Source organism: Porphyromonas sp. C0041D3, from assembly GCF_056590575.1.
This window is the reverse complement of sequence record NZ_JBWPWJ010000006.1, coordinates 60,038-78,853: the sequence shown is the minus strand read 5'-3', so window position 1 is coordinate 78,853 and position 18,816 is coordinate 60,038. Positions and strand designations below refer to the sequence as shown.

The window sequence follows — 18,816 nt, the reverse complement described above, 5'->3', positions numbered from 1 at the left end:
TTACTTATGGGGAATAAAGGGTTTTTGATTGGGTATGGGGATGCCGCGACGCTCCTCGGAGTACTCGGGATAGATCTGCCGGACCTTGAGGAGACCCAGTCGCTCCTGCATCTCGCGCATCATCGTTTCGCGCTCCGCCTTGTCTCGCACGCGGATGTGGATCGACCCCACGGCACTGCCGTGGATGCTGTCGACATTGAGCCCGATGACGGGGATGTGCAGCTCCCGCACTATGTCTATCAGCTCGTTGAGGAACGTGGGGGAGTCATTGCCGGAAAACTCAAGCGTGATGCCAAAGTTGGAGTGGATGTGCGGTCCCCATCGGACGGCGACGATGTCGTCGCCATAGGTGGCCTTGAGTCGCATAGCCTTGGGACAGGAGGTGAGGTGGACGACCGGCTGTCTCAGCTCATTGATGATCCCGTGCACCTCCTCCCCGTAGACGGGACGACAGCAGGTGGCGCGGATGTAGTTTCGGATACCGTCATTGGCCCGCAGGGTGTAGATCTCCTTCATCCGCGCCGGGTCTACCGTCGGCACCTTTGTCTCATCGGAGTCCTCCCGCTGCTGCACCGTAGGCTGCTGTGTCCTCGTCCGGGCCTCCTTGCGCGCCTTGATCAGGTGCTTGATCAGCGCATGGTCCATACGCACCTCGTACCTATTGACGGCGAGGAAAAACTGGTCCCGCGAGGGGTAGGAGAGTACCGGTGCCTGGTCATCCTCCGGTAGTACATGCTCTGGATCGTACCCCAGACCCTCCGCAAAGCGAGCAAAGGCCTTGCGCCCCGCCTCAATCTGACCCTGCTCCTGTCGGTGGAGGAAGTCGGTGATGTACCGCTTCGTCGTCGGGCTGGTGGCGTACTGGAGCCAGGACTCCTTAGGCTCCGTATTCTCTGTCGTGATGATCTCCACCTGGTCCCCATTCTGCAGCTTGCCGGTGATGTCGACCATCTCGTGATTTACCTTCGCCCCGATGCAGTGCCGCCCCAGCTCCGGGCTGAGCAGGTAGGCAAAGTCGAGCACCGTGAAGTCCTGCGGACAGCGGATCCGATCGCCCTTGCGGGTGAAGATGAGCATATCCTGATTGGCAAACTTGTACATCATCGTCTCGTAGTCGTCTGATGCACTGGGACCGGGGTTATTGAGTAGGGTGTGGACGTTGCTCAGTATCTGCTCCTCGATCGGGTCCACCTCCTCCTCGCTGTGGGTCTTGTACCTCCAGTGAGCCGCCAAGCCCCGCTCCGCCATCTCGTGCATCTGGCGGGAGCGGATCTGCACCTCCACCCACTCTCCGGTGGGGCCCATCACGGTGATGTGCAGCGCTCGGTAGCCATTGGGCTTCGGGTGGGTGAGCCAGTCGCGCGTCCGGTCATCCTTGAGGGCAAAGTGGGAGGTGAGGGCGTGGTAGATCTTGAAGCAGTCGGCGTACTCCGACCGGTCGTTCTCCGGATCAAAGACTATGCGGATGGCAAAGACATCGTAGATCTCCTCCATGGGCAGGTCCTTAGCCTGCATCTTATTCCATATCGAGTAGGTGCTCTTGATCCGGTGCTGGATCTCGTAGGTGAGACCGGTGGCATCGAGATCCGGCTTGATGATCTCGTAAAACTTATCGAAGAGTCCCTCCCGCTTGGTGTACGTCTGGGAGATCTTCTCGTGCACCTCTCGGTACTCCTCAGGGTGGATGTACCTCAGCGCCAGGTCCTGCAGCTCCTCCATGATCGCATACATACCGAGTCGCTCAGCCAAGGGGGCGTAGAAGAGACGCGTCTCGGCAGCGATCTTGGACTGCTTCGTCTCCGGCATACTGTCGAGGGTGCGCATATTGTGCAGCCGGTCAGCGATCTTGACGAGGAGGATGCGGATGTCCTGCGTCGAGGTGACCAGCAGGCGCCGGATATTCTCCAGCTGACCGGAGGTGTTATTGGTCTCCGTCATCACCTCCACGAGGATCTCGCCCGAGAGCTTGGTCAGTCCGTCGACGATGCGGGCGATCGAGTCACCAAACATATCGCGGATATCCTCCACCGTGTACTCCGTGTCCTCCACCACGTCGTGCAGCAGTGCCGCCGTGATCGAGGTGCTGCCGAGCCCCATCTCCGAGCAGGCTATGGAGGCGACAGCGATGGGGTGGAGGATGTACGGCTCCCCGCTTCGCCGCTTCACCCCCTTGTGGGCAGCACTGGCGAGCCGGAAGGCCTTGATGATCGGCTCCGTATGCTTGCGATGATTGGAGCTGAGGTAGTCGCTCAGCAGCTTGTCGAAGGCGGCCTGCGCCACCATCTCGTAGTCTATAGGATTACTCTCTTGGGTACTCATAGATAAAGGGTGGGAGGAGCATCCTCCTGCGGTCTCCACAAACTTACGAATTATTAAGACCGTTGCAAAAGGAGCTTCGCCCCCTCAGCACAATATTGACCGAGTTGACAGCTCTTCCGACGAGACGGATCGGAGGGGTGGGGGATATGGCGCAAAAGCGTATCTTTGCGACCACTTAGGAGGGTCGGAAAGCAGCAGCGGCTGCGATTTTTTGCCACTTCATTGCCAATGGATTTGGAGAGGTAATCTTTTTTTGACTACCTTTATGAAGTAAATAAAAATCACCGACCTTGCTCTATGAGATGGAACAGTCCGACGACTTACTGCATAAGACACTGAAGCACTTCTTCGGCTTTGATACCTTCAAGGGGGATCAGGCTGAGATCATAGCGAGTATTCTGGAGGGGCATGACACCTTTGTGCTCATGCCGACCGGCGGGGGCAAGTCCCTCTGCTACCAGCTGCCCGCCCTGATCAGCAAGGGCACCTCGATCATCATTTCGCCCCTGATTGCTCTGATGAAGAATCAGGTGGATGCGATACGCGGATGCGCTGAGGATCCGTCAGTGGCTCATGTGATGAACTCGTCCCTCACCAAGGCAGAGCTCGAGGCAGTGCGTGCCGACCTCGTGGACGGCAAGACGAAGATGCTCTTCGTCGCCCCTGAGAGTCTGACGAAGGAGGAGAATGTGGAGTTTCTCAAGTCGATACCGGTCTCCTTCTACGCTGTGGACGAGGCGCACTGCATCAGCGAGTGGGGGCACGACTTCCGACCGGAGTATCGCCGCATCCGGGAGATTGTGGATCAGATCGAGCACCGACCGATCATCGCTCTTACAGCGACCGCCACGCCGATGGTGCAGCAGGATATCCTGAAGGCTCTCCGGATGAGAGACGCAAGGGTCTTCCGTAGCTCCTTCAATCGCGCCAACCTCTACTACGAGATCCGACGGAAGGATAGCGAGATCGAGCCGGACATCATCCGCTTCATCAAGGAGCACCACCACAAGAGCGGGATCATCTACTGCATGAGCCGCAAGAAGGTGGAGAACCTCGCTGAGGTGCTTAGGGCCAATGACATCAAGGCGCTCCCCTACCACGCCGGCATAGAGAGCAAGGTGCGGGACGAGACGCAGGATGCCTTCCTCAACGAGAGCATCGATGTCATCGTGGCGACGATCGCCTTCGGGATGGGGATCGACAAGCCGGACGTCCGCTTCGTGATCCACTACGACATCCCGAAGAGCCTGGAGAGCTACTACCAGGAGACCGGTCGTGCCGGGCGAGATGGCGGCGAGGGGCTCTGCATCGCCTACTACAGCAATGCCGACATCGACAAGATGACGAAGCTCCTCCATAGTAAGAATAAGACGAATAACGAGAGGGTCGTGGGCTCCCTCCTTCTCGAAGAGATGAAGTCCTATGCAGAGAGCCCAATATGCCGACGGAAGTTTCTCCTCAATTACTTCGGAGAGACCTACGAGCAAGATAACTGTCACAACTGCGATAACTGTAAAGCGCACCATAGAAGAGTGGAAGCAAAAGAGACACTGACAAGCATACTCGAGGCAGTGAGTGTGCTCAAGGAGGAGTTTAAGACCGACTACATCATTCACTTTCTCCTCGGTAAAAAGACGGTCGACATCGAGAATTACAAGCACGATGATCTTGAGGAATTTGGTTCCCTCAAGGGAGAGGACGAGGAGCTGCTGGATGCCGTGATCCGTCAGGCGATCATCGAGGGGTACATCGACAAGAGCATCGAGCGGCAGGGGATCCTGAGCCTCACTGCGAAGGGGCGGGCCTTCATGAAGAAGCCCAAGTCCTTCCTCGTCAGCCTACCCTCCGATGAGGAGGATGAGGATGAGGAGGCCGAGCGCGCCTCCAAGGGCGCCGGCACAGGAGGTGGTGGTGCGGCAGACCCGGAGCTCTACTCCATACTTAAGGATGCGGTGAAGAAGAAGGCGAAGGAGCTCAAGGTGCCTGCTTACGTCATCTTCCAGGACTCCAGCCTGCAGGATATGGCAAGTGTCTATCCGGTGTCGATGGAGGAGCTGCAGAATATCACCGGGGTAGGGAAGAGCAAGGCCGAGAAGTATGGTGCCCCCTTCATCGCCCTGATCAAGGAGTATGTGGAGGAGAATGACATCGAGCGACCGGAGGACATACGCATCCGGACGGTCCCCAATAAGTCCAAGCTTAAGGTCTCTATTGTCCAGCACATCGACCGAAAGGTCTCGCTCGAGGACATCGCCAACTCCAATAACATGGACTTCAGTGACCTCCTCTCGGAGATCGAGTCGATCGTCTACTCCGGCACTAAGATCAATATCAATTACTTCATCGATGACGTCATGGACGCCGACGATGTGGATGAGATCTTCAATTACTTCCGCCACTCCCCCACGGACGATTTGGACACAGCGATGTCTGCTCTGGAGGTGTACGAGGAGGATGAGGTGCGCCTTGTCCGGATAAAATTCATCTCTGAGCTGGCTAATTAATAAGTCATGACACGATCTAAGTCCCTCCCTCTCCTCTTGCTGCTGGGCTGTCTCGCCTCCTCAGCGCTACTCCTCTCCGGATGCCATAAGGGAGACAATGGTGGGGATATCAATCATCAGATCAGCTGGCAGACGATCCACGTGGCAAGGGAGTACACCGACACCCTTATGCCGGTGATCCGGCAGGATACCTCCCTCGCCGTCCCTGCCTTCACCGTCTCTCTGGATCTCCTGGAGCCGACCGCCGAGGGAGATGCGGGAGTGATTGCAGACTCACTTCGGAGCTATCTCGTCGCCTGCCACGCCCTGGAGGGTCCCGATTACGAGGCCCATATGAGCATGCAGAGCTACCTCGACAGTGTGGTGGCTCAGGGGCTGGAGAGCTATATCTCCGACCTGACACGCGCCAAGACTCTGATGAGAGACGATGCGGAGTCACCCACGGCGCTTCTCTCCTTTTTTGTCGAGGAGATGCTCAAGTCCGACTCCCTGACCTATAATCAGGCAGACCTGGTTTCTATCAAGATCAGCCAGTACGACTTCAGCGGCGGAGCCAATGGCGCCACCTCGATCCGGTCCGCCAATTACGACCTCAAGCACAATACCCCGGTTACCGTCCATCAGCTCTTTGCAGACGGCAGTGAGGATAAGATTGATGAGCTGCTCCTTGCCGCACTGATGAAGTCCTTCAGCGTGGATAGCCCCGATGCTCTCGCTGACAAGGGAGTCTACTTCTACGAGGAGGCGAAGATGGGCGAGTACTTTTATCTCACCTCGGAGGGTGTTACCTTCTACTTCAATCCCTACGACATCGCTGCCCACTTCGTCGGACCGATAGAGCTCACGCTGCCCTACGCTGATATCGCCGGTTGTCTCAAGGATGAGTACAAGCAGCGACTGATGACCGAATGAGCGCTGACCTGACCACCATAGAGCGGTACTTCCCCGCCCTCACTGCTGAGCAGCTGGACCGCCTGAGCCGGCTGCCTGATCTATATAAGGAGTGGAATGAGAAGATCAACGTCGTCTCCCGCCGGGACATCGACCAGATCCTCGAGCACCACATCCTCCACTCGATGGTGATCGGGCGGTACACCTCCTTCCGTCCTGGGACGCGGATCATCGACGTCGGCACCGGTGGCGGACTGCCGGGGATACCGCTGGCAATCCTCTTCCCAGAGTGTCACTTTACCCTGATTGACGGGACGGGGAAGAAGATCCGCGTCACGCAGGCCATTGCTGATGCGATCGAGCTGACAAATGTGGAGGCTGTCCATACCCGCTCCGAGGAGTGGCAGGGGCGCTACCACTTCATCGTCAGCCGGGCGGCTATGGACCTCTCCGATCTCGTCCGCACATCGGGTCACCTGGTCGACCGAAGGGAGCAGCTCAATGCCCTCCCCAATGGGATCATCACTCTCAAGGGCGGCGACCTCAGTGAGGAGCTCCGGCCCTTCCGCAAGTCGGTCGAGGTGACGGAGATCAGGAGCCTCTACCCCGAGCTCGAGTACTACGACACTAAGAAAATCATTTACCTACCCCTACACTGATGCTACACTTCCAGACATTTACCGTCAATCAGATCTTTGAGCACCCCTACCTCGTATGGGACGACACGCTCGAGACGGTCATCATTGATCCAGGCTTCGGCTCGGTCCGTGCGACGGATCAGCTGGCCGCTTACGTCGAGAAGAAAGGTCTGCGCCCCGTCCGCTGCATCCTGACGCACGCCCACTTCGATCACGTCATGGGCGCCTCCTTCGTCCAGGACAAGTGGGGGCTGGAGATCGAGGCATCGTCGGATGAGATCGGCAGCCTGCCCAGTCTGATGGAGCAATTTGCCGCCATGTCCCTGAAGGTCCCCGAGGGGGTGCGCGAGGTGGAGCTTGTCCCCTTCCGCGACGAGGAGCAGGGACAGGTCCACTATGGAGAGCGGACGCTGCGGATCCTGAAGACCCCCGGGCACACGGCCGGTGGCGTCTCCTTTTTTGACCAAGAGGCCGGAGCGCTCTTCACCGGAGACACGCTCTTCGCCGGGGGCTGCGGCAGGACCGATCTCTGGGGCGGTGACGAGGCGCAGCTGATGCACTCGATCCGCGAGGTGCTCTTTGCCCTGCCCGATGAGACGGAGGTCTACCCGGGGCACGGGCCCTTTACCACCATCGGGGAGGAGAAGAAGAATTACAAGTAAAAACCAAACATACAACCATCTATGAAAGTAAGAGCAAAGTATCTGCTGTGCCTGCTCGCACTCCTGCTCCTCGTCCCCTCCGCCCGTGCGGACAAGGGGATGTGGATCCTCAATGAGCTGAAGAAGGAGAATATCGAGCGGATGAAAGAGCTCGGGCTGAAGATCGACCCGACCAAGTTCTTCTCCAACGCCGACCCCGGCATTGCCAATGCGGTGGTGATCTTCGGTGGCGGCTGCACCGGCATCACCGCCTCAGACCAGGGGCTCATCTTCACCAATTACCACTGCGGCTTCGGCTCCATCCAGAGCGTCAGCGCCGTGGAGCACGACTACATCACCAATGGTTTCGTCGCCCACCGCACCTCTGAGGAGCTCCCGATCGAGGGGCTGCAGGTGAAGTACCTAAGGGAGACGGTCGATGTCACCGCCCGCGTCATGAAGGTGGCGGCTCAGGAGCCGGATCCGATGAAGAAGTATGGCGCGATCCGCGCCTGCTGCGAGCTGATCGCCAGGGAATACGGTGGGGACAAGCACACCGAGGCGGAGGTGATCCCCTTCTATGAGAACAATCGCTACTACCTCATCGTCTACGACGTCTTCACCGACGTGCGTCTCGCCTTTGCACCCCCCGCATCGATCGGGAAGTTTGGTCGCGACACCGACAACTGGATGTGGCCCCGTCACACCATCGACTACTCCGTCTTCCGTGTCTACGCCGGCAAGGACAATAAGCCTGCCGACTACGCAGCCGACAACGTCCCCTACAAGCCCGCCTACTTCGCCAAGATCTCCCTGAAGGGGGTAAAAGAGGGCGACTACTCCATGACCATAGGCTTCCCCGGCTTCACAGACCGCTACCTCTCCTCCTGGGGCGTCATCGACCGGATCGAGAATAGCAACAAGCCGCGCATCCTCGTCCGTGGCATCAAGCAGGACATCTGGAGTGAGTATATGTCCAAGGACAATGCTATCAATATCCAGTATATCAGCAAGTATCTCGGCTCCTCCAATTACTGGAAAAACTCGATCGGTATGAATGCCGGGCTCAAGAAGCTCGACGTCGAGAGCGACAAGCGTGCCATCGAGGAGGAGTTTGCCCGCTGGGTCGCCGCCGACCCGAAGCGTCAGGCAGAGTACGGAAGCGTGCTCCCCCGACTGCAGCGCAACCTCGAGAAGACCGGTCCCATGAAGCACGACCTGACGATCCTCACCGAGGCGCTCTCAGGCACTGAGCTCCGCGCTCTCGCCACCCTGCCCGGCAAGGATCCCGGCGCCTTTGACGGCACCAAGCTCTACAAGGACTACAACCCCATCGTCGCCAAGGCGACCACTCCGGCGATGCTGAGGGTGATCCGGGAGAATGTCGCCCCGGAGCACCTCCCCTCCATATTCGCGAAGATCGACGAGAAATTTGGCGGCAACGTGGAGAAGTATACGGACTACGTCTTCGCCAACTCTGTCGTAGTGGAGAAGGGACGGATGATGGAGGCTCTCCGCAACTACGAGGCGCTGAAGTCTGCCTTCCCCACTGACCCCGCCGTGGAGCTGGTAGGTAGCATTATGAAGCAGGTCAATGAGATCGCCTCCGAGATGCAGCCCTACACCTACGACTACTACGCTGCCCGCAGAGTCTTCATGAAGGGACTGATGGAGATGTGGCCCGACCGTGCCCTGCCGAGCGACGCCAATTTCACCATGCGCCTCAGCTACGGCTCCGTCGGCGGGTACCGTCCCTATGATGCCGGCTGGTACGACTACTACACCACGTCGGTCGGTATGCTGGAGAAGAATGCAACCGGCAAGGAGGACTACTTCGTCCAGCCCGAGATCGTAAGCATGCTCAAGGACAGTAGCACCTATGGTCGCTGGGCAGCTGAGGACGGTGCGCTCCACACCGACTTCATCTCCAATAACGACATCACCGGCGGCAACTCCGGCAGCCCTGTCTTCGACGGCGAGGGACACCTGATCGGTCTCGCCTTTGACGGCAATTGGGAGGCAATGAGCGGTGACATCGAGTTTGAGCCCAACCTCCAGCGCTGCATCTGCGTCGACATCCGTGCCATGCTCTACTATATGGACAAGTGGGGCAAGGCGGACAGCCTGATCAGCGAGCTCACTTTTGTGAAGTAAGCTTCCCGTACCCCTTTTACGACGATTGCCCCGGAGCGTCTCTCCTGACTGCTCCGGGGCAATCGCCTTTTCCCGAGTATGTGGGGGAAGTAGCTCTCTCCTCAGGTGAGAATGTTGCACGAAGTGCCATTCTCGCACTTTTGTTTCAAATGTGCTGAGACTTTGCACGAAGGATGAGATGCAAGGCACTGAGGATGAGGTCAAAGGGAGCGTACTCACGTACGTGACCGAGGCCGAATTCCGAAAGCAACGCAGCAGATCGCCTTCGTGCAACAGTCTCTAGGCATCAGAGCGGCTGCGTCCGTCTTAGGAAGCCCCTTGAGTGACGGCAAAATGTCCCTTCAGTCTGAGCTTTCTCTAATACCGATATTAGGCGCGACTAATATCGGTAAAAGAAAATGTCCTGTGGGGGAAACTTTTCCTACGGTCTTATTTAGTACTTTTGTAGTAATGATAGACGAAAAGAACCTTACTCCTAAGGATAATAAGGAGGAGCTACGCGCCCTGCTCGTTGGGGTCACCACGCCGGAGCAGACAGAGCGCCAGACGCGAGACTACTTAGATGAGCTCGCCTTCCTCGCTATGACGGATGGCATCACCGCCGCTGCGACGATGACGCAAAATCTTGATGCCCCCAAGGCCGGCTCCTACCTCGGGAGCGGTAAGCTCGAGGAGTGCGCTGAGCTGATCGAGCGGGAGAAGCTCGACCTCGTCATCGTGGACGATGAGCTGACCGCCGTGCAGATCAATTCGATCGAGAAGGCGTGCAAGGTGCCGGTCCGTGACCGCACCAGTCTGATCCTCGACATCTTTGCCGACCATGCCCGCACCGCCTACGCCAAGACTCAGGTGGAGCTGGCGCAGTACAATTATATGCTGCCTCGCCTGACCCGTATGTGGACCCACCTCGACCGCCAGCGTGGTGGCGGGACCAATATGCGCGGACCGGGTGAGACGCAGCTGGAGACCGACCGCCAGCTGATCAAGCGGCGCATCTCCAAGCTGCGGGACGACCTTACGAAGATCGATAAGCAGAAGCAGACGCAGCGGAAAAACCGAGGTGCCCTCGTGCGTGTCGCCCTCGTCGGCTACACCAACGTCGGCAAGTCGACGATCATGAATTCGCTCTCCAATAGCGAGGTCTTTGCCGACAACCGCCTCTTTGCCACCCTCGACACGACGGTGCGCAAGGTGGTGATCAAGAATCTTCCTTTCCTCCTCTCTGACACCGTTGGCTTCATCCGCAAGCTCCCGACAGAGCTGATTGAGTCCTTCAAGTCCACCCTCGACGAGGTGCGCGAGGCGGACCTCCTGCTCCATGTGGTGGACATCTCGCACCCCGCCTTTGAGGACCAGATCGCCGTGGTCTCCAAGACGCTCGAGGAGCTACTGGAGGGGGAGAAGAAACCGGTCATCCTGGTCTTCAATAAGATCGATGACTACTCCTACGTGGAGAAGGATCCGGACGATCTCACCCCGGCGACGAAGGAGAACCTCTCCCTCGAGGATCTGGAGAAGACCTACATGGCGCATATGGGCGAGAGCGACGTCGCCTTCGTCTCCGCCAAGACCGGTCAGGGCATGAGTGAGCTGAAGGAGCTCCTCTACGACCGAGCTAAGGAGATCCACGTCACCCGCTATCCCTACAACGACTTCCTCTACTGATCCCGGGATGAACCACCTCTTCCCCATCGTCATCGGCTTTCTCCTCGACCTCTGCCTCGGTGACCCGAGTCGGGTGCCCCATCCTGTCATCGGTATGGGGCGGCTAATCGGTCGGCTGGAGCGGTGGCTGAGGCGTGACGAGCAGACGCCGGGGGAGGCTTATCGAGCCGGGCTCCTGCTCTGGCTCATCGTCGTGTCGGTGAGCGGGAGCCTCTGCGCCCTCGTGATTTTCCTCGCCACAGCCATACATCCCATAGCAGGGCTGGTAGTGGAGAGCATCCTCTGCTGGCAGGTGCTGGCGACCCGCTCCCTCGTCACGGAAGCGAAGAAGGTGGAGCAGCCTCTACTCAGCGGGGATCTACCTGCAGCGCGCCGAGCGGTCTCGATGATCGTCGGGCGAGACACGGAGAGCCTCTCCGCAGAGGGGGTGATCAAGGCTGCGGTGGAGACGGTGGCGGAGAATACCTCCGACGGCATCGTGGCACCGCTCCTCTTCCTCATCCTCGGTGGTGCGCCCCTCGGCATCGCCTACAAGGCGGTGAATACGATGGACTCCATGATCGGCTACATCGATGAGCCGTACACCTACTTCGGACGCTTTGCTGCCCGAGCCGATGACGTTTTTAATTACCTCCCCGCGCGACTCTCTGCGCTCATCATACTGCTTGCCGGTCTGCTCCTCGGGCTGGACGGGCGTCAGGGGTGGCGAGTGTTCCGTCGCGACAGGTACAAGCATGCCAGCCCCAATTCTGCTCAGACGGAGTCGGTGATGGCGGGACTGCTGAGGGTGCAGCTGGCAGGCGATGCCACCTATGGCGGACATATTCACCATAAGCCTTTCATCGGTGATCCGCTTCGCCCAATCGAGCCGCGGGACATCGACCGCAGCTGTCGCGTGGCGGTGGGGACGGCGCTGCTCACAATGTTGCTCTTTGGCTCCCTCACACTCCTCATTCTCTGATGCTTTACCGGGAAGACTACCCCCACGGAGGGGATCGCTACCGACGACCGATCCGGCTGGACTTTTCGGTCAATACCAATCCCTTTGGTCCTCTCCCCGAGGTAGTCGAGGCGGCTCTCGGCAGCCGGGGTGAGCTCGACCACTATCCGGATCCCTACTGCCGTGAGCTGGTGCAGGCGATTGCCCGTAAGGAGCAGCTGCCGGAGGAGTACATCCTCTGTGGCAATGGCGCTGCTGACCTGATCGACCTTTACGTCCGCGCCCTGCGACCAAGGATGGCGCTGGAGGCGGCACCCACCTTCTCCGAGTACCGTCGCAGCCTCACCGCTGCAGGGTGCGAGGTGAGGGAAGTGGTGCTGACGCGAGAGAGCGGCTTCGTGTGGGAGGAGTTGGTCCTCAGTCGCCTGGACGAGGAGCAACCGGATCTCCTGGTCCTCTGCAACCCCAATAACCCTACCGGACGGCTCATCAGCTCCTCGCTCCTCGACCAGATCCTCTCGCTCTGCGATGAGCGGGGGATAGCGGTCCTGATCGATGAGTGCTTCATCGACCTTGCTGACCGGCGGGAGAGCCGGACGACCGACCTGGCGCGCTACCCGGGACTGATGATCCTCAACGCCTTTACCAAGAGCCACAGCCTCGCCGGACTTCGTCTCGGCTACTGCATGACTGCCGACAGTCGCTTGCTCGCTCGGATGAGCCGTCTCTCGCAGCCGTGGAATGTCTCCGTACCGGCTCAGCGTGCCGGGGTGGTGGCTGCGGGGCGGAGTGACTTCCTCATCAGGTCTCGGGCGATGATCTACGAGCAGCGGGCGGCACTCTCTGCGGGCCTTGAGGAGCTGGGGCTGGAGGTGCTCCCATCGGAGGTCAATTTTCTCCTCCTTCGGGGACCGGTGGGGCTGGACAAGGAGCTGGAGCGGAGGGGGATTCTGATCCGAAACTGCGCCAATTACCCCGGACTCTCCGACGGCTGGTACCGCATCGCTGTCCGGAGGGAGGAGGAGAATAGCGCTTTACTCAATACATTATACACCATACTGAAGTGCCATGGCTAAGAACCTTATGATCCAGGGGACTATGTCCAATGCCGGGAAGAGCCTCGTGGCTGCCGGCATCTGTCGTATCCTCCACCAGGACGGCTACAGGGTCGCCCCCTTTAAGAGCCAAAATATGGCGCTCAACTCCTGCATCACCGGTGACGGCGGGGAGATGAGCCGTGCGCAGGTGGTCCAGGCGGAGGCGTGCGGCATTCGTCCCGATACGCGGATGAATCCGATCCTACTGAAGCCCAACTCCGACCACAGCAGTAAGGTGGTCGTCAATGGACGTCAGGTCGCAGTGCTGCCCGCCGGTGAGTACATGAAAGAGCGCTCTCGGCTCATACCCGAGGTGCTCCGGGCGTACAACAGCCTTGCCGCTGAGGCGGACATTATGGTGATCGAGGGTGCCGGCAGCCCGGTGGAGCTCAATCTCAATCGCCGGGACATCGTCAATATGGGGCTTGCCGAACTGGTGGACGCACCGGTGCTGCTCGTTGGCGACATCGACCGAGGCGGGATCTTTGCCCAGCTCTACGGCACCGCTGCTCTCTTTCGCCCCGAGGAGAAGAAGCGGCTGAAGGGGCTCCTGATCAATAAGTTTAGGGGAGACCTCGATCTCCTCCGTCCGGGGCTCGCAACCCTCGAGGAGCTCTGTGGCGTGCCGGTGGTGGGTGTGATCCCTCACATCGACGTGGATGTGGAGGATGAGGACAGCCTCTCCGATAAGCTGACCGCCCACAAGCCCCGCAAACCGATCGACATCGTCGTGATGCACCTGCCGCATATCGCCTGCTTCTCCGACTACTCTCCGCTGGAGCTCTACGACAATGTCTCCGTGCGGTACATCAAGGATCCGGAGGACTTTGGCGAGCCGGCGCTGGCGATCATCCCGGGGAGCACCTGTACGACGAAGGATCTCGAGTGGCTCCGTGCCTCCGGTCTCGCCGACAGACTGCAGCAGTACATCGCCTCCGGAGGTCTGACGATCGGGATATGCGCTGGCTACCAGATGCTCGGCGAGGAGATCCTCGACCCGGACCACTTAGAGACAGAGACGATCGAGTGCATCAAGGGGCTGGGACAGCTGCCCGTCCGGACGCTCTTTAGTGGGGAGAAGGAGCAGCACCGCTCCACCGGGCGACTGGGGGAGATAGCGGGCGAACTCTCCTGCCTCAGCGGTCGAGCCTACGACGGCTACGAGATACACACCGGCCGCTGCACCGACCGGGAGACAGCGCCGGTGCTTAGGGGCGAAGGGAATGTCTACGGGACCTATGTCCACAGCTTCTTTGACCATCCCGAGATCTCGCAGACGCTCATCGCCCGGCTCTCTGAGCGGCTCGGCATACCGACTGACCTCCGTCGCTTTGACCTTAAGGCGTACAAGGAGCAGCAGTACGACCTCCTTGCCGATGGCGTCAGGCAAGCGCTCGATATGGACCTTCTCTACCGGATCATTGACCGGAAGGTATGAGCCATATCCTGCTGATCATCGACGGGATGACCGACCCGGACTTCCGGCTCACTGACTATCCCTCTATGGACTCGATGCAGCAACTCACTCCCGTTGATTACTCCGAGGGCGGGCGTCCCGAGACCCTCACCTGCACCCTTCGGATCCTCGGTCTCCGGCAGGTCCCGCCCCACATTCGCCCCATCGTAGAGGCTTATGGCGCCGGGCTGAGGGTAGGGCCCGACGACCTCTGGCTCCGAGCCAGCTGGTACCACATCGACGAGCAGGGGCATCCCGACAGGCAGGAGAGTCCCGACGACTTCGCATTTCCCAAGGTCACCGGCAGAGACGTTGAGCCTCATTACCTCGGGCAGGGGCACTGGCTCTTTCGCCTAAGAGAGGGGCGCTCCCTCTGTGAGAGGCTCACGCTGCCCACCCCCTTCGTCACCGGAGAGGGCGACCTGCTGCCCGAGGGAGACGGCGCCATCCGAGACTACTTCAGTCGACTGACGACACCCCGGCATCGGCTCATCGTGTGGGACAAAGGGGTGAGTAGCCCCCTGCCGCTGCTCCAAGAGCCATCGATCATCATTTCGGCGGAGAAGGTCTTGCTCGGACTGGGGAAGATGCTCGGCTGGGAGATCGTGACGCACCACGCACTCACGGGAGATACCGATACCGACTTCAACCTCCTCGGACGGCTCACGCTGGAGGCTGCCGATCGTAGCAGTCGTGTGATCGTGCACATCAATGGAGCAGACCAAGCGGGACACCGCCGAGACGAGAGGGGCAAGAGGGATTTCCTTCGTCGTGTAGACAGCGAGCTCCTTCCCCTGCTCCTTCGGTCGCCGCACCACCTGACGCTCACCTCCGACCACGGCTGTGACCCCGCCACCGGCTGCCACCTCCCCGGACCTCAGCCGCGTCTCCGCTCCGAGTAGTAAATGTATCGGTCCCAAGCGCTGGTATAATGGAAAAATAGTAGTACCTTTGCCCACACAAAAGGAGGAGAGCAACGGGATGTAGCTCAGTCCGGTTAGAGTGCGCGTCTGGGGGGCGTGAGGTCGCTGGTTCGAATCCAGTCATCCCGACAAAGGCGGAGAGCAGGCAGTTAGCCGGCTCTCCGCCTTTTTTTTTATCACTCCCTGCAAGTCAAAATGGTGGGGTGAAAAAGAAGACCTGCACCGCTGCCGACACACGCCATAGTCGGCAAATATGTAAGTGGTACGGAAAACCATTCAGCTCATAGTGATGATATGGGTGAGAAGGACCCCTTGCGGGTGCCCATCAGTCCACCTAAGTGCGACACCCTTACGAGGTCGTATAAATATAAGTTGTGTGTGCGTGTGATCCGGGCTTCTTGCCTCGACACTGTTAGGGTGTTACCCTGACTTGACAGTGCAAATATACTACCTCCGCAGGAGAGGTTGTCTCTTCGTGCCTCTTCCTGTCACTTCCTGATTAAAAATGCGTCTTTCAATGTTTTTCCCACTTCGCCCCTCTCTCATTGCTCTATTAAGCTTCTTGGCTATTGGGGGAATGGGGGAAAATGGCTAACTTTGCCCCATAGAGAGATAGATATGCGGAAATAGCTCAGTTGGTAGAGCATTGGCTTCCCAAGCCAAAGGCCACGGGTTCGAGCCCCGCTTTCCGCTCCACTTTAGAGACTGTGCCTTCTCGTCGTCGAGAGGGCACAGTCTTTTTTTGCTTCCTCCTCAGCTGGTGACCAAGTCCCCGGTGCGAGAGGCTCAGGGGTGGCTCACCACGCGAGCAGATCGGATGTATATTTCTTTCCGGGGCTTGTCGCCCTCATCCGTCTCCGTGGCACAGATCTTCTCGATGGTGCGCATCCCGGAGACGATCTGCCCAAAGACGGTGTACTCCCCGTCAAGGTGAGGCGTGCCCCCCTCGGTCATATACGCTTTCTTCACCTCCTCGGGCATCGGGTGCTCCTCGCTCTCAAATTGCTTCAGCTCCCCCTCGAGGTAAAATTGCCCCATCACGATGTAGAATTGCAGTCCATCGCTCCTCCGGTCGGGATTGATGTCATTCCCCACGCGGGCTGCCGCGACAGCGCCCCGCTTATGGAAGAGCTTGGGGTAGAGGATCTCCGCCGCAATGGTGGCGTGACTGAGGGAGTCGATGTAGGTCCCCTTGGGATCCTTGCCACCCTTAAGTCCCCCTCCGGCCTGTGCCATGAAGTTGCGGATCACGCGGTGGAAGGTGGTCCCGTCGTAGGCTCTCTCCCTTACACGGGAGAGAAAGTTCTCCTTGTGGAGCGGTGTCTCGTCGTAGAGCTCGATGACGAAGTCCCCCTTATTCGTCTTGAAGCGGACGTAGGAGGGCTTCCCCTCCTGTGCAGCAGCGGTGAGTGAGAGGAGGAGGGTGAGAAGGAGAGTGAAGGGTAGGGCGTGTGGCTTCATAAGCTTTAGATGATCCGGGAGAAGTGGGAGAGTATGATGGCAGCGCTGAGGGCGACGTTGAGCGAGTCTCCTGCCGCTGTCGGCGACTTGGGGATCAGGATGGTCTCTGTGCAGAGTGACTTCACCTCGGGACGGAAGCCGTGCCCCTCGTTACCGAAGAGCACCACCGCCTCCCGGGGTGTCTCAGCCTGGCCGATAGGTTTGCCGTCGAGGTCGGCGGCGATGATCGGCCCGTCGAAGTCGGTCAGCGTGGCGGCGAGGTCTATGTCGTAGTGTATGGTGAGGGCACCGAGGGCGCCGGCGGTGGACTGCACCACCTTAGCCCCGTAGGGATCGGCGCACCCGCGACTCATCAGGAGTGTGCCGATGCCGAGCCAGTCGCAGAGACGGATGATCGTGCCGATGTTACCGGGGTTCTGCACCTCGTCCAGCGCCACCACCAGCCCCTTGAGCTGTCGGACCGCTTGGGCAGCGGGGATCCTGAGGAGGGCGAGGCAGTCCGAGGGACACTCGAGCTGCGACACTCTCTTCATCTCCCGCTCGCTGACGAGGCGCATCTTCGTCTCGTCTACAGACAGTTCGGTCGGTGCGGTGACGAGTAGCAGCTCTACGTCAAAGTAGGGGAGCATCTCCTCAACCACTTTGACTGTCTCGGCGACAAAGAGCCCGGAGGCGTCTCTATTCTTCTTTAGCCTGAGGGAGCGGATCAGCTTGCTCTCCCTCTCAGACAGCTTTTCCATAGGTCACGCGCCACCAGGCGAGCAGTGCCCGCATATTGGGAAAAATGAGATTTGCCCCCTCGCACCTGAGGAACTCCTCTGGGATGGGGCCGGTGGTGACGGCGACCGTGAAGGCTCCGGCAGCTACGGCCGAGCGGACCCCCAGCGGAGCATTCTCCACCACTAGCGTCTCACCGGCACTGTGTCCGGTGAGGCTCATCCCCCGGAGGTAGGGCTCCGGGTCAGGCTTCCCCCTCTCCACCTTATCTGCCGTGATCAGCTGCTCCTCGGAGAAGAGTCCCTCAAAGTAAGTCCCTGTCCTCGAGAGGGCATTGGCTGTCGTGCTGCCTGTGACCACGGCGAGGTCGATCCCTCGCACCTCCTTGAGGTAGAGGATCAGGTCGTGCACATGGGGGATGGGGTGTAGGAGTTCGGTCTGCTTCTCCTCGAAGAGGTGTGTCTTGTAGGCGTACACCTCCTCGATGAAGTCCTCTGTCGGCTCCGCATCGTAGGTCTTCCGGTAGAGGAGGCTGATGGTATCCCTCCCTTTCATCCCCTCAGCCCGGAAAAACTCTCCCTCCTCGTACTTGAGCTTATACTTGTCTGCCGCAGTTCGCCAGGCATAGTCGTGGATCGGCATCGAGTCGACCAAGACGCCGTCCATATCGAGGAGGACCAGCTTTGGCTCCTCGGGGGGTAGGGGTGAGATCGTCATTTCTTTACCCTTCCTGCTCCGAGGTAGGTCCTGCGGTAGTACGGTTCGCTGAGACGGGAGATGATCACGCCGCTGCGTGTGCTGGCGTGGGCAAATTTCCCATCCTCGAGATAGACCCCCACATGGGAGGCGCGACCACCGCGCCTGTTGCGGATGTTGAAGAAGACCAAGTCGCCCTCCCTCAGGTCATCCCGGGAGACCCGCTCAGTCCGGCTCATCAGGTCGGCAGAGGACTGACGACCGATATTGGTCTCGTAGACCGTCTCATAGAGCCGATAGACAAAGCCTGAGCAGTCGGTCCCCCTCCGGGACATCCCGCCAAAGCGGTACGGCGTGCGCAGCCAGTCCGCTACGAAGGCATACAGCCCCAGGTCATTCTCCGGATAGGAGAGCTCCATGCCGAGCTTGCTCGAGATGCTCTCGCTGAGAGCCACCATCTCCGGGGAGGGCGTCGCTGCAGCCTCCGAGGCCTGCTCAGCAAAGTAGAGCGAGCTGATCGGTCGCTTCGTGACGCTGCAGGAGGTGGTGCTGACAAACATCAGTGCGACGGCGATGAGATAGAGTGGGTTTCTTTTCATAGCTGAGTAGTGATCCGTGTGTGGGGCGAGACGCATCGGCTCTTTCCCTATAGGGTAAGGTGCTGAAAAAAGAGAGAAGCGTATGCTCAGCACTCATCTCATAAGGAGAATAGTG

Annotated in this window: 15 protein-coding genes and 2 tRNA genes; 12 read left to right on the top strand and 5 right to left on the bottom strand. The window is 59.3% G+C overall.

Going from position 1 to position 18,816, the window contains the following annotated elements; genetic code table 11:
* On the bottom strand, positions 1-2,319 hold the full coding sequence (locus tag AC1EKE_RS05725; RefSeq protein ID WP_480308626.1) for a RelA/SpoT family protein: 2,319 nt from the start codon (positions 2,317-2,319) through the stop codon (positions 1-3).
* Between the two features lie 302 nt (positions 2,320-2,621).
* On the opposite strand from AC1EKE_RS05725, the gene recQ reads away from it, so the two are divergent.
* The 12 genes from recQ (at position 2,622) to AC1EKE_RS05665 (ending at position 15,924) form a co-directional block, all read left to right on the top strand.
* Positions 2,622-4,823, top strand: coding sequence for a DNA helicase RecQ (gene recQ / locus AC1EKE_RS05720; RefSeq protein ID WP_297129367.1), 2,202 nt, complete (start codon positions 2,622-2,624; stop codon positions 4,821-4,823).
* 6 nt (positions 4,824-4,829) lie between these two features.
* Positions 4,830-5,735: a DUF3298 and DUF4163 domain-containing protein gene (locus AC1EKE_RS05715; protein ID WP_480308625.1), complete on the top strand. Its 906-nt coding sequence runs from the start codon at positions 4,830-4,832 to the stop codon at positions 5,733-5,735.
* Positions 5,732-6,373, top strand: coding sequence for a 16S rRNA (guanine(527)-N(7))-methyltransferase RsmG (rsmG, locus tag AC1EKE_RS05710; RefSeq protein ID WP_297129362.1), 642 nt, complete (start codon positions 5,732-5,734; stop codon positions 6,371-6,373). Before AC1EKE_RS05715 ends, rsmG begins: the two co-directional genes overlap by 4 nt.
* A complete protein-coding gene (locus AC1EKE_RS05705; protein WP_480308624.1) occupies positions 6,373-7,014 on the top strand; it encodes an MBL fold metallo-hydrolase in 642 nt (213 codons plus the stop codon). The genes rsmG and AC1EKE_RS05705 overlap by 1 nt, the downstream gene beginning before the upstream one ends.
* A gap of 21 nt (positions 7,015-7,035) precedes the next feature.
* Positions 7,036-9,147 (top strand): S46 family peptidase, encoded by a 2,112-nt coding sequence (locus AC1EKE_RS05700; RefSeq protein WP_480308623.1) that lies wholly within the window; start codon positions 7,036-7,038, stop codon positions 9,145-9,147.
* Positions 9,148-9,597: 450 nt separating this feature from the next.
* Positions 9,598-10,812, top strand: a complete 1,215-nt coding sequence (gene hflX, locus AC1EKE_RS05695; RefSeq protein WP_480308622.1) for a GTPase HflX — start codon at positions 9,598-9,600, stop codon at positions 10,810-10,812.
* 7 nt (positions 10,813-10,819) lie between these two features.
* Complete coding sequence (cbiB, locus tag AC1EKE_RS05690; protein WP_480308621.1) at positions 10,820-11,773, top strand: adenosylcobinamide-phosphate synthase CbiB; 954 nt, start codon at positions 10,820-10,822, stop codon at positions 11,771-11,773.
* A complete protein-coding gene (locus tag AC1EKE_RS05685; protein WP_480308620.1) occupies positions 11,773-12,828 on the top strand; it encodes a pyridoxal phosphate-dependent aminotransferase in 1,056 nt (351 codons plus the stop codon). The genes cbiB and AC1EKE_RS05685 overlap by 1 nt, the downstream gene beginning before the upstream one ends.
* The gene (locus AC1EKE_RS05680; RefSeq protein WP_480308619.1) at positions 12,821-14,287 is read left to right on the top strand and encodes a cobyric acid synthase; all 1,467 of its coding nucleotides are present in this window, start codon (positions 12,821-12,823) and stop codon (positions 14,285-14,287) included. The genes AC1EKE_RS05685 and AC1EKE_RS05680 overlap by 8 nt, the downstream gene beginning before the upstream one ends.
* Entirely contained in the window at positions 14,284-15,207 is a 924-nt protein-coding gene (locus tag AC1EKE_RS05675; protein ID WP_480308618.1) for an alkaline phosphatase family protein, read from the top strand. The genes AC1EKE_RS05680 and AC1EKE_RS05675 overlap by 4 nt, the downstream gene beginning before the upstream one ends.
* A 75-nt stretch (positions 15,208-15,282) precedes the next feature.
* A tRNA-Pro gene (locus AC1EKE_RS05670) sits at positions 15,283-15,357 on the top strand.
* A 491-nt stretch (positions 15,358-15,848) separates the two neighbouring features.
* Positions 15,849-15,924, top strand: a tRNA-Gly gene (locus AC1EKE_RS05665).
* 90 nt (positions 15,925-16,014) lie between these two features.
* Here the strand turns inward: AC1EKE_RS05665 and AC1EKE_RS05660 are convergent.
* The 4 genes from AC1EKE_RS05660 to AC1EKE_RS05645 are packed head-to-tail and all read right to left on the bottom strand — an operon-like array spanning position 16,015 to position 18,701.
* Positions 16,015-16,689 (bottom strand): peptidylprolyl isomerase, encoded by a 675-nt coding sequence (locus AC1EKE_RS05660; RefSeq protein WP_297129480.1) that lies wholly within the window; start codon positions 16,687-16,689, stop codon positions 16,015-16,017.
* Between the two features lie 5 nt (positions 16,690-16,694).
* Entirely contained in the window at positions 16,695-17,429 is a 735-nt protein-coding gene (locus AC1EKE_RS05655; protein ID WP_297129478.1) for an RNA methyltransferase, read from the bottom strand.
* Positions 17,413-18,123 (bottom strand): HAD family hydrolase, encoded by a 711-nt coding sequence (locus AC1EKE_RS05650; RefSeq protein WP_480308617.1) that lies wholly within the window; start codon positions 18,121-18,123, stop codon positions 17,413-17,415. The genes AC1EKE_RS05655 and AC1EKE_RS05650 overlap by 17 nt, the downstream gene beginning before the upstream one ends.
* Positions 18,120-18,701, bottom strand: a complete 582-nt coding sequence (locus AC1EKE_RS05645; RefSeq protein WP_480308616.1) for a C40 family peptidase — start codon at positions 18,699-18,701, stop codon at positions 18,120-18,122. Before AC1EKE_RS05645 ends, AC1EKE_RS05650 begins: the two co-directional genes overlap by 4 nt.
* Between the last annotated feature and the right edge of the window lie 115 nt (positions 18,702-18,816).